Annotated in this window: 14 protein-coding genes; 9 read left to right on the top strand and 5 right to left on the bottom strand. The window is 54.6% G+C overall.

What is annotated here, in order from left to right:
* Positions 1-18: 18 nt before the first annotated feature.
* Positions 19-642, top strand: coding sequence for an HAD family hydrolase (locus tag FE788_RS04920; protein ID WP_168190273.1), 624 nt, complete (start codon positions 19-21; stop codon positions 640-642).
* 78 nt (positions 643-720) lie between these two features.
* On the opposite strand, the gene pyk is transcribed toward FE788_RS04920, so the two are convergent.
* Positions 721-2154 (bottom strand): pyruvate kinase, encoded by a 1434-nt coding sequence (pyk, locus tag FE788_RS04915; protein ID WP_138379594.1) that lies wholly within the window; start codon positions 2152-2154, stop codon positions 721-723.
* 337 nt (positions 2155-2491) lie between these two features.
* Here pyk and FE788_RS04910 point away from each other — a divergent pair, with 337 nt between their 5' ends.
* The 3 genes from FE788_RS04910 (at position 2492) to FE788_RS04900 (ending at position 4043) form a co-directional block, all read left to right on the top strand.
* Entirely contained in the window at positions 2492-3295 is an 804-nt protein-coding gene (locus tag FE788_RS04910; RefSeq protein ID WP_138379593.1) for an N-formylglutamate amidohydrolase, read from the top strand.
* Between the two features lie 79 nt (positions 3296-3374).
* The gene (locus FE788_RS04905) at positions 3375-3680 is read left to right on the top strand and encodes a DUF1244 domain-containing protein (RefSeq protein ID WP_138379592.1); all 306 of its coding nucleotides are present in this window, start codon (positions 3375-3377) and stop codon (positions 3678-3680) included.
* 108 nt (positions 3681-3788) lie between these two features.
* Positions 3789-4043 (top strand): DUF2312 domain-containing protein, encoded by a 255-nt coding sequence (locus tag FE788_RS04900; RefSeq protein ID WP_138379591.1) that lies wholly within the window; start codon positions 3789-3791, stop codon positions 4041-4043.
* A 64-nt stretch (positions 4044-4107) separates the two neighbouring features.
* On the opposite strand, the gene FE788_RS04895 is transcribed toward FE788_RS04900, so the two are convergent.
* Complete coding sequence (locus tag FE788_RS04895; protein ID WP_138379590.1) at positions 4108-4338, bottom strand: YqaE/Pmp3 family membrane protein; 231 nt, start codon at positions 4336-4338, stop codon at positions 4108-4110.
* Positions 4339-4462: 124 nt separating this feature from the next.
* Positions 4463-5983: a sigma-54-dependent transcriptional regulator gene (locus FE788_RS04890; RefSeq protein ID WP_138379589.1), complete on the bottom strand. Its 1521-nt coding sequence runs from the start codon at positions 5981-5983 to the stop codon at positions 4463-4465.
* A gap of 134 nt (positions 5984-6117) precedes the next feature.
* Between FE788_RS04890 and FE788_RS04885 the strand changes: the two genes are divergently transcribed.
* The 5 genes from FE788_RS04885 (at position 6118) to FE788_RS04865 (ending at position 11544) form a co-directional block, all read left to right on the top strand.
* Positions 6118-7917 carry a M3 family oligoendopeptidase gene (locus FE788_RS04885; protein ID WP_138379588.1) on the top strand — a complete coding sequence of 600 codons (1800 nt, stop codon included), beginning with the start codon at positions 6118-6120 and terminating at the stop codon, positions 7915-7917.
* Between the two features lie 138 nt (positions 7918-8055).
* Positions 8056-8247: a hypothetical protein gene (locus FE788_RS04880; protein WP_138379587.1), complete on the top strand. Its 192-nt coding sequence runs from the start codon at positions 8056-8058 to the stop codon at positions 8245-8247.
* 316 nt (positions 8248-8563) lie between these two features.
* A complete protein-coding gene (locus FE788_RS04875; RefSeq protein WP_138379586.1) occupies positions 8564-9745 on the top strand; it encodes a Re/Si-specific NAD(P)(+) transhydrogenase subunit alpha in 1182 nt (393 codons plus the stop codon).
* Entirely contained in the window at positions 9745-10110 is a 366-nt protein-coding gene (locus FE788_RS04870; RefSeq protein WP_246057975.1) for an NAD(P) transhydrogenase subunit alpha part 2, read from the top strand. The genes FE788_RS04875 and FE788_RS04870 overlap by 1 nt, the downstream gene beginning before the upstream one ends.
* 27 nt (positions 10111-10137) lie before the next feature.
* Positions 10138-11544, top strand: coding sequence for an NAD(P)(+) transhydrogenase (Re/Si-specific) subunit beta (locus FE788_RS04865; RefSeq protein ID WP_138381290.1), 1407 nt, complete (start codon positions 10138-10140; stop codon positions 11542-11544).
* A gap of 217 nt (positions 11545-11761) precedes the next feature.
* Here FE788_RS04865 and FE788_RS04860 read toward each other — a convergent pair whose 3' ends face one another.
* Entirely contained in the window at positions 11762-12235 is a 474-nt protein-coding gene (locus FE788_RS04860; protein WP_138379585.1) for a hypothetical protein, read from the bottom strand.
* A gap of 146 nt (positions 12236-12381) precedes the next feature.
* Positions 12382-12666, bottom strand: a complete 285-nt coding sequence (locus FE788_RS04855) for a hypothetical protein (RefSeq protein ID WP_138379584.1) — start codon at positions 12664-12666, stop codon at positions 12382-12384.
* Positions 12667-12692 lie beyond the last annotated feature (26 nt).

The raw sequence follows: 12692 nt of genomic DNA, 5'->3' as shown, positions 1-12692 counted from the left end.
GATTCGGAGTGAATGGTCATGAGCGATATTCACTGTTTCGTATTCGATCTGGGCAATGTGCTGGTGCGTTGGAACCCCCGTCACGCCTTTGCCCCCCTGTTTGAGGGAGACAGGCGCGATCTGGATCATTTTCTCAACCATGTCTGCAATATGGACTGGCATAACCGCCTGGACGCAGGTGAACCCTTTGAGCAGGCGATCCGGGACTTGCAAAAACATCACCCAGACTATGCCGATATGATTGCCGCCTATGACAGCCATTGGGATGATATGTTCGCCGGCAGTATAGAGGAAACGGTGGAAATCCTGAAAGAACTTCACCGCAAACAATATGCCCTTTACGCGCTGAGCAACTTTCCGGCCGAGAAATTCCCCGCCTTCCGGGAGAAATACGGGTTTCTTTCCCTGTTTCGGGAGGTGATCATTTCCGGGGCGGAAGGCATTATCAAACCGGATCCCACCTTGTATCAACGTCTGCTTGAACGTACCGGGCAAGCCCCCGGAAACACCCTGTTTATTGACGACCGAAAAGACAATGTGGAAACCGCACAGGCGTTGGGCTTTCACGCTCACCTGTTCCAAGGAGCGGCGGGCCTGCGCGACCGGTTGACCCGCCTTGGCCTGATTGAGGGGAAATTGTGACGCCTCTCGTGCGCGCCATGACGAAAAAACAATGTCACCGCGAGCCAAGGCGGCAAATCCTGTGAAGTTCCGGTGAGATCAGCCTTTCTTGTGATAACTCTGCACCCGCGCAATACGCAGCACATTGGTTTTGCCCGGTGTCCCGAACGGCATACCGGCCATGATCACAATATGATCATTGACCCGGGCAAAATTGTGGGTCAGGCACATATGACAGGCCTTGTCGATCATATCCTGAAAATTCACCGCATCCGCCGTATGCACACAATTCAGGCCCCAGCACAGACATAACCGACGCGCCGTGGACAGATTGGGCGTTAACACCAGAAGCGGGGTTTCCGGTCGTTCCCGCGAGGCCCTGAGCGCCGTGGACCCCGATCCCGTGTAGGTAACTATGGTTTTGGCTCGGATGGTAGCTGCCACCTGGTTGGCGGCGGCGCTGATGGCATCGGCAGAAGTGGCTTCCGGCGGGGTCTTGTCCCGGTTGAGCGCTTTGCGGTAACTGGGTTCACTTTCCACCTTTCGGGCAATCCGGTCCATCACGCTAACCGCTTCCACGGGATAGGCCCCGGTCGCCGATTCCGCCGACAACATGATAGCGTCGGCGCCGTCAAAAACCGCATTGGCCACGTCAGAAACCTCGGCTCGGGTGGGCACCGGGCTATGCACCATAGTTTCCAGCATTTGCGTCGCGACAACCACACTTTTTCCGGCCCGCCGGGCATGGCGGATAATTTTTTTCTGTTTGCCGGGCACCTCTTCCATAGGCAGTTCCACCCCCATGTCCCCGCGCGCCACCATCACCGCATCCGACAAGGCAATAATCTCATCCAGGGCATAAAGCGCCGAAGGTTTTTCCAGTTTGGCCAACAGCCATGCCCGTTCGCCTATGATCTCACGCGCTTCGCGCATGTCTTCCGGACGCTGCACAAAGGACAACCCCACCCAGTCCACACCCAGATTGAGCACAAAGTCCAGATCGTTGCGGTCTTTTTCCGTGAGCGCCGCCAGCGGCAGAATGGCATTGGGCACGTTGACCCCTTTACGGTTGGACAGTTCACCGCCCACCACGACTTTGGTGTGGATCTTGTCTTTTTCCACCTGTTCGATATGTAAACGGATCTTGCCGTCATCCAACAGCAGTTCGGTCCCCTTCTCCACCGCTTCGAAAATTTCCGGATGCGGCAGTTCAACCCGTTTGTCGGACCCCGGCGCCTTGTCCATATCAAGAATGAATTTCTGCCCGGCTGCCAGGGTAATTCTGTCGTTCTGAAATTTTCCGATTCGCAGTTTCGGCCCCTGAAGATCCGCCAGAATGCCAATGGGGCGTCCCGTCTGGACTTCTACCTCACGGATCATGGCATGCAACGCGGCGATGGATTTATGATCCCCGTGACTCATATTGAGACGGAACACATCCGCCCCGGCATCAGAAAGCTTGCGAATAATGTCCACGGAAGAACTGGCCGGGCCCAAAGTGGCAATGATACGGGTACAACGCTGGCGATGCATAAGGTTTCCTTAATGTAAAGATAAAATATATACTGGAATTAATAACATACTGATGAAAAAAGGGGAATCTCAAAGAATACTGCAATTAACTGTTATCCGGTTAATACGGCAACTTGTCCATGATGATGCACAACAGACGTTGATTTTGGGCAAGGACTGCTTAAATCCGTTTTAGAGTGAATTGTGAATAGGTTGGCTCAATTCACTCTAGGGCCAACAAAATTTGGGGATCAATAAAAATTGACGGCAAATTATATTGGGGCAGATACAGTTAGGGAATAAAATTTCAGGAAAAGGGGACCCCGAAAAGGCCCTCAAGACGGAGTAAGAGATTACCATGTTACAAAAAACGCCTGACAGCGAAATTACTGAGGCCACAGAAATTACCGAATCCTATGAACTGCTCAATCCTTATGGCCGGGCGGATGTGGTGTTGATCTGTGAACATGCGAGCAATCATATTCCTGATGAATTTGATCGTCTTGGCCTTGACCCGTCCCATCTTGAGCTGCATATCGCCTGGGACATCGGCATGGCGGCAATTACCCGCACGCTATCAGCACGACTGAACGCCCCGGCGCTTCTGGCCCGCTTTTCCCGTTTATTGATTGACCCCAACCGGGAGCCCGATCATAAGACCCTGATCCCGGAAATCAGCGACGGCATCACGATCCCCGGCAATCAGGCCCTTACCCCAGCGGAGCGCGAGCAACGCCTGAACCGTTTTTACCGGCCATTTCACGAGCGGGCCGAACGCCTGGTGCGGCACCGCAAAGGGGCCGGGCATGTGCCGCTGGTCTGCGGTATGCACAGTTTCACACCTGTCATGAATGGCGTACGTCGGCCTTGGCATGCCGGTATGTTATGGAACCGAGATCCGCGTCTGGCGCGGGAACTCATTCACCGGCTGCAACATAAGCACGGCCTGATGGTCGGCGACAACAAACCCTATTCCGGTCAGGACCTGTTCCATACTATGAATCGCCATGGCGCGGATCACGGTTTCCCCCAAGTCACCATTGAAATCCGCCAGGATGAAATCCTGGACGAAAGCGGACAAAGACGCTGGAGCGAAATTCTCTATCAGGAGCTTGCCGAATTGCAGCAGCAGCCGGATCTGAAAAAAATTCAACATTATTGAGCCGCCCGCTGATCGGGCGTAGGGCTGATCCCCTTTGTCAAGGGAATAAACAGGATAAAGAAATGGAAAGGATAGTGTAATGGACGACAAAACCAGAACCGAAGTCGAAGCCGCCGCCTTCCGCCGGCTGGTTGCTCACCTTAGAAAACGTACGGATGTACAGAATATCGACTTGATGGGCCTTGCAGGATTTTGCCGCAACTGTCTGGCCACCTGGTATCAGGAAGCCGCCGAGGAAAAAGGAGTGACCCTGGATAAAATGGAAGCCCGTAAAATCATCTATGGCATGCCTTATGGGGAGTGGGTCAACCTCCACCAGACCGAAGCCACCGAGGAACAGTTGCGCCGCATGGATGAAAGTGTGAAAAAAAACAAGCAAATGTAACAGAACGCCGGCTTCCCGGTTTTTTCAGGTTGCCTCATCGGAGCGGGGCCGATAAGGTGCCCCCTTCAACAGTATTACATCAGGATTAAAAATCAGGAGCGGACAAAGATGAGTGACGTAGGCGGCATTGCCGTTGATGCGCTGAGGTCCTTTATTGAGCGCATCGAAAGACTGGAAGAAGAAAAGAAAAATCTGGCCGAAGATATCAAAGACGTTTATGCCGAAGCCAAGGCCAACGGCTTTGATGTAAAGATCATGCGTCAGATCATCAAAATGCGCAAAATGGAGGATCATGAACGCCAGGAACAGGAAGCCCTGATTGACCTCTATGCCTCGGCGCTGGGTATGACCCGGGGCGTATAATCCTTTATTCTGGGGGATTTATGGGGTTTTCCCCATGTTCCAAGGGCGGTGAAAACCGCCCTTTTTATTTTCCCGACTTGATGGCATCGACGATTTTCTGGGTTCGGGCATCGGCACGAGCGCCGTGAACGACAAAAATGGCATGCCCCACGGCAATGGCCCAGAGGATCCATCCCCCCAGCAAGACAAAAAACAGCCCCACCCCCCAGATCAAAGCATTAAAGATGGCCTGAAAGATCTTGCCCTGAAATAACAACGCCAGCGGCGGAATAAGAAACGCAAGAACATAAATCATATATTTTCCTGTAAATGGTCGTATCCGAAAAAAGGATTATGGCAGAACTATAGGACGGTTTGAAAAAAAAATGCAAGTCCGGATACCGGAGGAGGGATCGTCACGTCCCCTGACCTACACCCCCCTATGTGCCGCTCTCTGTGCCCTCCCCCTTCTGGTCACGGCGCGCAGACCGTTCGCCCCCCTGGCCTGGTTCCCGATCCGGATCCAGTTCCCCTACCTTCCGGTACAGCGTTGACCGGCCAATGCCCAGCCGGCGCGCCACTTCCGACATTTTATATCCGTATTTCCGAAGGGCGAAACGAATGATATCGTTTTCCACCTCACTGATCGGGCGAATCTCCCCTTGGTCATCCAGTATCCGGATACTGGAGAAGCTTTCCACCGCCTCTCCCTCATCAAGACAGAATCCATTTACATTCCCCGAGAGGCTCTCTGCCGCCGACCGGTCTTGTTGACGCGCCGAAAGCAATTGCGGGAAATCTTCAATACCGATTTCATTTCCTTCCGATAGGATCACCGCCCGGAAAATGGCGTTTTCCAACTGCCTCACATTCCCCGGCCAATAATACCCGGTCAGCAGTTTCAGCGCCTCTGGCGACAGGGGTTTACAAACCCGCCCTTCGGACAGGCTGATTTTTTCAACAAAATGAACGGCCAGTGTTTCGATATCGCCGGTCCTGTCGCGCAACGGCGGCAACAGGATGGGAAATACATTCAACCGATAATACAGATCTTCGCGAAACCGGCCGGCTTCCACCAACTCTTTGAGGTTTCGGTTGGTGGCGGAAATCACCCGGACATCAATTTTGACCGGTTCCCGGGCCCCTACCGGGTCCACCTCGCCCTCCTGAAGAACCCTGAGCAGCTTGGCCTGCAGGTCAAGGGGCAGTTCCCCGATTTCATCCAGAAAAATCGTTCCGCCATCGGCTTCAACAAATTTCCCGTCATGTTTTTCCGTGGCCCCGGTAAAGGCGCCCTTTTCATGACCGAACAGAATGGATTCCACAAGATTGGCGGGAATGGCCCCACAATTCACGACCACAAAAGCCTTGCCGGCCCGATCGCTGCTTCCCTGAATGGCGCGGGCAAAAACCTCTTTGCCGACCCCACTTTCTCCTTCCAGAAGCACAGGCACATTGGTTTGTGCCCCCTTGCGGGCCAGTTCAAGGGCCCGGCGCATGACGGGGCTGTCCCCCAGAAGGTCCTCAAATCCCAGACTCCCATCCCACCTGCGGCTCAGCCGGGAAAGTTCCCCGGAAAGCTGATGAAGTTTTAACGCATTTTCAATCGAGACCCGCAACCGGTCCACGCCAGCGGGCTTGGCGATAAAATCCACGGCTCCTGCCTTCATGGCCTTGACCGCCTTATCCACACTGCTATGGGCGGTAAGCACGATCACTGGCGGACGACGGCCCGGATCCTGTCCGCAGATTTTCTCCAGAACCTCCATGCCATCAATATCACCCAGAACCAAATCCAGAAGGATCAGATCCGGCATCCCCACAGCCTCGGCACCAACCATCGCCAGAGCCTCCCGTCCGCTTTTGGCAAGCAGGGCCTGATACCCTGCCTTCTGCAGAGCGATCTTCAGCATTTGACGCTGGGTATCCTCGTCATCGACAATCAGAACCGTTTTTGTCATTGCGCGCGTTTCCCCTTTGCGCATACTTGTAGTTTGAAAAAGCCTCTCTATGTCCCAATACGGGACAAAGGTTAAAAAATCTCAAAAGTCCGGAAAATTTACACCTTTTACGAGAAAAAAAGCGGAAATAAAGCATGCCTTCATCTTCACAAACACTGAATACCGAGCTTCTTCCCCGGTGGGATCTTAAGGATCTTTATCCGGCCATGGACAGCGAAAAACTGCATCAGGATTACGCCATGCTGGAAGACATATCGAAAGAGTTCGCCGAGCATTATAAAGGCCGGGTGGCGGAACTGAAGGCCTCCACCATGCTGGAGGCCGTCAAAACCTATGAACGGATGCAGGAACTGATAGGCCGGATCTATAGTTATGCCGGTTTGCTGCATGCGCAAGATATGACAGACGGCAAAATCAGCCAGTTCTATCAGACGACGCAGGAAAAACTGAACCGGATAGGCACGACGATATTGTTCTTTACCCTCGAAATCAATCGCCTGGCAGATGATACCCTCGAAAACTGGTTTCAAGAGTCCACGGCGCTGGCCCGTTACAAGCCCTGGTTTGAGACCATCCGCCAATATCGTCCCTATCAGCTAAGTGATGACCTGGAACAGCTGCTGCACGAAAAATCCGTTACCGGGCGGGCTGCCTGGAACCGCCTGTTTGATGAGACGATGGCGGCGCTTCAGTTCGACTTCAAAGATCCGGAAAGCGGCGTGGTCCAACAGTTGGGCCTTGAGGCGTGCCTGGATCATCTAAGCAGCCGTGACGGTGCGGCCCGCAAGGCGGCCGCCGAGGCGCTGCATACGACCTTTGATCAAAACATCCGCCTGTTCACCCTGATCACCAACACGCTGGCCAAGGACAAGGAAATTGAAGACCGCTGGCGGAACTATGAGACTCCAGCCACCGAACGGCACCTGTCCAATCGGGTGGAACAGGAAGTGGTGGACGCCTTGGTCCACGCCGTGAAAGACGCCTACCCCAAACTGTCCCATCGCTATTACGCGCTGAAAGCCCAATGGTTCGGCCGGGACAAGCTGGACTGGTGGGACCGTAATGCCCCGCTGCCCGGGGACGATGACAAGCTGTACCAGTGGGATGAGGCCACAACCATCGTGCTTGATGCCTATGGACGATTCTCTCCACAGCTTGCGGAAATCGGCCGCACTTTCTTTGACAATGCCTGGATTGACGCCCCCGTCCGGCCCGGGAAGGCCCCCGGCGCCTTCGCCCACCCCACCGTACCTGCCGTTCACCCGTATCTGCTGCTGAACTATCTGGGCAAAAGCCGGGACGTCATGACACTGGCTCATGAACTCGGCCACGGGGTGCATCAGGTCCTCGCCGCCCAGCAGGGCGAACTGCTGGCCGCCACCCCGCTTACTCTTGCAGAAACCGCCAGCGTCTTTGGCGAGATGCTGACCTTCCAGTCGCTGCTTGATCAGGAACAGGACGACAAACGCCGCAAACGTTTGATGGCCGGCAAGGTGGAAGACATGCTCAATACGGTCATCCGCCAGATTGCCTTCTATGACTTTGAGATCCGGGTCCATACCGCCCGCAAGGACAAAGAACTTTCCGCCGATGATTTGAGTGAAATCTGGATGGCTGTGCAAAAGGAAAGCCTGGGCGAGGTTTTTCATTTTGATGACGCCTACCGGCATTTCTGGTGTTATATCCCCCATTTCATCCACTCTCCCTTCTATGTCTATGCCTATGCTTTTGGCGACTGCCTGGTGAATTCGCTTTATGCCACCTACCTGGAACACCCCGAAGGGTTCGAAGCAAAATATATCGACATGCTCAAAGCCGGTGGCTCGAAACATCATCGCGAATTGCTGGCGCCTTTCGGGCTTGATGCCTCTGACCCGGCATTCTGGTCCACGGGGCTGAATATGATCTCGGACTATATTGACCAGCTGCAATAATCTAATGCTGCGATGCAAAAAATTGAAAATAATTTACATTTTGCGTTGCAGCATTAAAATTTTCGACTACACTAGAGTGAATTTTGAAGAGGTTGACCCGTTCTGCCGGTCAGGTCTGGTTCAGGAGCTAGGGATTTGGTGCAGGTCATACTGGCGGTACGGCCCAGCCAAATCCCGCAGGAACTGGGCCAGACCGCCCCGGCCCTTTGGGTTGGCGGCTTGGGGCCGCTCACTTTGTCAGACGCCTGGGTCAGACGCCTGGCCCGATGCCCCGCATCGCCCGGCAGCGTCTTCCGCGTGAGGCGGGCCGCAATCCGCCAACAGAATTAAGCCAACCTCTTCAAAATTCACTCTAGAAACCATCTTTGGGGACCGGGCCGCTGGTTTTTTTGGCTGTTTTGTTAGAAAAGCCCGAGCGGTCAACAAAACTTGAAACAACGTGAAAAACAAAAACAAAAAAATACGCTATGACACATAGTGGCCAGTGAGAGTGAATTGCAATGAGATTGACTCGATGAGATGCACACCAGGAACGGCCCTTGGGAGGGAATCCGACATGACCTGACATTGGGGAAGCCCGCCCTTGTTTCAGGAGTCCGGAAATTCAACGGATAAAAACAACCACTAAAAACACAGGAACGTCGGCATGAAACTAGCAGTACCAAAGGAAAGACGCGCCCGGGAACGACGCGTGGCAGCAACCCCTGATACCGTAAAAAAACTCATCGAGCTTGGCTTTACGGTGACTGTCGAGAAAGGCGCCGGAGACGGCAGCAGCATTCCTGATGCGGCTTATGAGGCGGCCGGAGCCAGCATTGCCGTGGATGCGGAACAGACCTACAGGGACGCAGATGTCATTTTCAAGGTACAACGCCCGCTTGGCCCCGGCGAGGGCGATCTGGATGAAGTCGCGCTGATTAAACCGGGGGCCATGCTGGTGGCCTCTCTTTCCCCCTATACCGCCAAAGACAGCCTTGAACTTTATGCCAAGGGCCGGATCGACGCCTATGCGATGGAATTGATGCCGCGCATCACCCGGGCCCAGAGCATGGATATCCTGTCCAGTCAGTCCAATCTGGCCGGTTACCGCGCAGTAATCGACGCGGCGTATGAATATGGTCGGGCCTTTCCCATGATGATGACCGCCGCGGGGACTGTGGCGCCGGCCAAGGTGATGGTGATGGGGGCCGGCGTGGCCGGTCTACAGGCCATAGCCACCGCCAAGCGCCTGGGCGCCATTATTTCGGCCACGGATGTGCGCCTAGCCGCCAAGGAACAGGTGGAAAGCCTGGGCGGGAAATTTGTCATGGTCGATGACGAAGAAGCCCGCGAGGCAGAGACCACCGGCGGTTATGCCAAGGAAATGAGCGACGCCTATAAACAGAAACAGGCGAAACTCATTGCCGAAACCCTGAAAAAGCAGGATATCGCCATCACCACGGCCCTGATCCCGGGCCGACCGGCGCCTCTGCTGATCACCGAAGAGATGGTGCACAGCATGAAACCGGGAAGCGTGATTGTGGACCTGGCGGTGGAACAGGGCGGCAACTGCGCTCTCAGCAAACCCGGCGAAATCATCGAGGTGAACGGGGTAAAGATTGTCGGCCACCTAAACATGCCCAGCCGGCTGGCAGCAGACGCCAGCGCCCTGTTTGCCAAAAACCTGCTGAACTTCATCACTCCCTTGGTTGATAAGGACAGCAAAACTCTCAACATCAACTGGGAGGATGAAATTATCACCGGCATCCTTCTGACCAGAGAGGGCCAGATTGTCCACCCTGACTTTTCGGCTGACCTTTCGGCAAATATCACAAAAGGAGGGAACTAATGGAAAAGTTACAGCAAATGGCGGACCTCGCCACCCAAACGGCCCATGCCAGCCCGTTTCTGTCCCAGCTTTCCTTGTTCGTGCTGGCGATTTTTGTGGGATATTATGTGGTGTGGAGTGTGACCCCCGCCCTGCATACCCCTCTTATGTCAGTGACCAACGCCATTTCCTCCGTCATTATCGTGGGAGCATTAATTGCCGCCGGACCCGAAGAAATAAGTCTGGCCAAAATTCTGGGCACGATCGCCGTTGCGCTGGCAGCCGTCAATATTTTTGGCGGTTTTGCTGTCACCCAGCGCATGCTGGCCATGTATAAGAAAAAAGAAAAACCCGCTTCCGATGATGCGGTCGGGCAGAAAAAATAGAGGGAGTTTTAAAGAATGTCTGAACAAATGGTTGCGGACCTGACCGCTCTCGCTTATCTGGTAGCCGGGGTTTTGTTTATCCTCTCACTCAGGGGGCTGTCCTCCCCGGAAACTTCCCGCAAGGGCAACACCTATGGCATGCTCGGCATGGCCATCGCCATCATCACCACCGTGCTTCATCCGGAAATTGTCAGCTATAACTGGATTATCATTGCCCTCATTGCGGGCGGGGCTGTTGGCCTGGTGATTGCCCGGCGTATCCCCATGACCGCCATGCCGCAGCTGGTGGCCGCCTTTCACTCCCTGGTGGGACTGGCTGCCGTGCTGGTGGCCGGCGCCGCCTTCAGCGAACCACACAGTTTCGGGATCACCGATTTTGCCGGCAACATCTATATGGCCAGCCGCATCGAAATGGCGCTTGGCGCGGCCATTGGGGCGATCACCTTTTCCGGTTCTGTCATTGCCTTCGCCAAGCTGAATGGCAACATGTCCGGCAAACCAATCATTCTGCCGGGGCGGCATGTGATCAATGGCGCCCTCGGTCTGGCGATTATCGGCCTCATTGTGGCGTTCGCGCTCAGTGAAGGCGCAGCCAGCGGCGGTGGGCATCTGTTATGGTATGTCATGGCACTGAGCTTCATCATCGGTTTCCTGATCATCATTCCCATTGGCGGTGCCGACATGCCGGTGGTGGTCAGCATGCTCAACAGCTATTCCGGCTGGGCCGCGGCAGGAATCGGGTTTACACTTGGCAACAATGCGCTGATCGTTACCGGGGCGCTGGTCGGATCCTCCGGCGCAATCCTGAGCTACATCATGTGTAAAGGCATGAACCGGGCGTTTCTCAGCGTAATCCTGGGCGGTTTTGGCGGCGAAAGCGGCCCCGCCGGGACCGGCGGCAGCGAAGAGCGCCCGGTCAAGCAGGGCAGCGCCGAAGATGCCGCCTTCATTCTGAAAAATGCCGGCTCCGTCATTATCGTGCCGGGATACGGCATGGCCGTAGCCAAGGCGCAGCATGCGCTGAAGGAAATGGCTGATATTCTGAAGGAAGAAGGGGTTAAGGTCTCCTACGCCATCCATCCGGTCGCCGGGCGCATGCCAGGACATATGAACGTGCTGCTGGCCGAGGCGGATGTCCCTTATGACGAAGTATTTGAGCTAGAAGATATCAACAGCCAGTTCAGTCAGACCGACGTGGCCTTTGTCATCGGCGCCAACGACGTGACCAACCCGGCCGCCAAGACCGATCCGTCCAGCCCCATTTTCGGCATGCCGGTGCTGGATGTGGAAAGTGCCGGAACGGTCCTGTTCGTCAAACGCTCTCTCGGCTCCGGTTATGCGGGCGTGGAAAACGAGCTGTTTTTCCGGGACAATACCATGATGCTTTTTGCCGACGCCAAAAAAATGGTCGAGGATATCGTCAAGGCCATGTAGTCAAGGCCCTGTAAAGGCATTCAAGACTTCATACAAAAACATCCCTTCCGGTTTTCGGGAGGGATGTTTTCGTTTGCGAAACTGACTTGCCGCGTGCCCCGGGAAAATATGGTGCTCATAACAACGCGCCACTCATTGCTCATAACAAAAAGGGAGGCCAATAACAAAAAGGGAGATGTCAACGCATATCCCGATGTCCTTTTATAATGTTTTTAGGTTATGAGGCTTTCTCAGGAAAATTGGACTCATGTTCGCGACGCCAACCCGAAGCAAAGGCAAACATGTGTCTGACAACAAAAAAATACAAGGTTATCGTGACCAGCAGATCAAGCAGCATCATGGACCAGCCCCAGGAAACCTCCGTATTGCCGAGGCGAAAGATCACCTGTCCCCACTGGATTTCAAAAATCGCAAACGGCACCGCCACAGACCCGACGGACGGGGCCAGCAGCAGCGCACAGCCCGCCCCAATGAGAATGCGGCTGACCGTGCGTCGGCGAAAAAGCAAAACAACCAGCGTGGCAATGATTAGCGGAACGAAGAACAACCACAGCCCTGTGAGCGCGCCGCTTCCCAGCGCCAGCAGAAAGACAAACAGGCTTACCCCCATCCACAAGGCCAGAAGTATCGCCAGCGGGGCATAGGACACCCCCACATGGTAGAGATGATGCCGCCACTGCCCCGAAGGCACATCCGTCTCCGGCTCTCGTCTGATTTTCGAGGCTTCTTCCGTTTGCGTCGTCGCCTTTATGGCACCCTCCCCTGATGCCCCCTAGAGGGGAAAGATAAAATTACATGCCGAAAAAAATTATATCTCAAGCCGGCTTCCCGTTCCGGTCAGCGTTCCGCCACCGCCGTTGCGGAGGTTTCGGCTTCTGTTCCCGTTTCGCGCGCCATACGCCGGGCCTTTTCCAGTCCCGGCATGGACAATTCGCGAAAACTGTTCTTCTTTTCATCAATGGACGCAATAATGCGCCCGTTCTGCACCTGGGTGACCGCCCAATCCAGAAGGGTCAGCGCCTCATCAAACAAATCCTTGTTGGAAGTGGCGTCAATTGCCGCTTTCAGTTCCTCAAGCCGCTTCACCCCCGCCGGCGTCATGTCAATCTGATATCGCTTCATTGGCAAAACACCTCATATCCAATCAT

Source organism: Luteithermobacter gelatinilyticus (assembly GCF_005849285.1).
Taxonomy (GTDB): domain Bacteria; phylum Pseudomonadota; class Alphaproteobacteria; order Sphingomonadales; family Emcibacteraceae; genus Luteithermobacter; species Luteithermobacter gelatinilyticus.
This window is presented reverse-complemented; position numbering and strand designations above follow the sequence as displayed.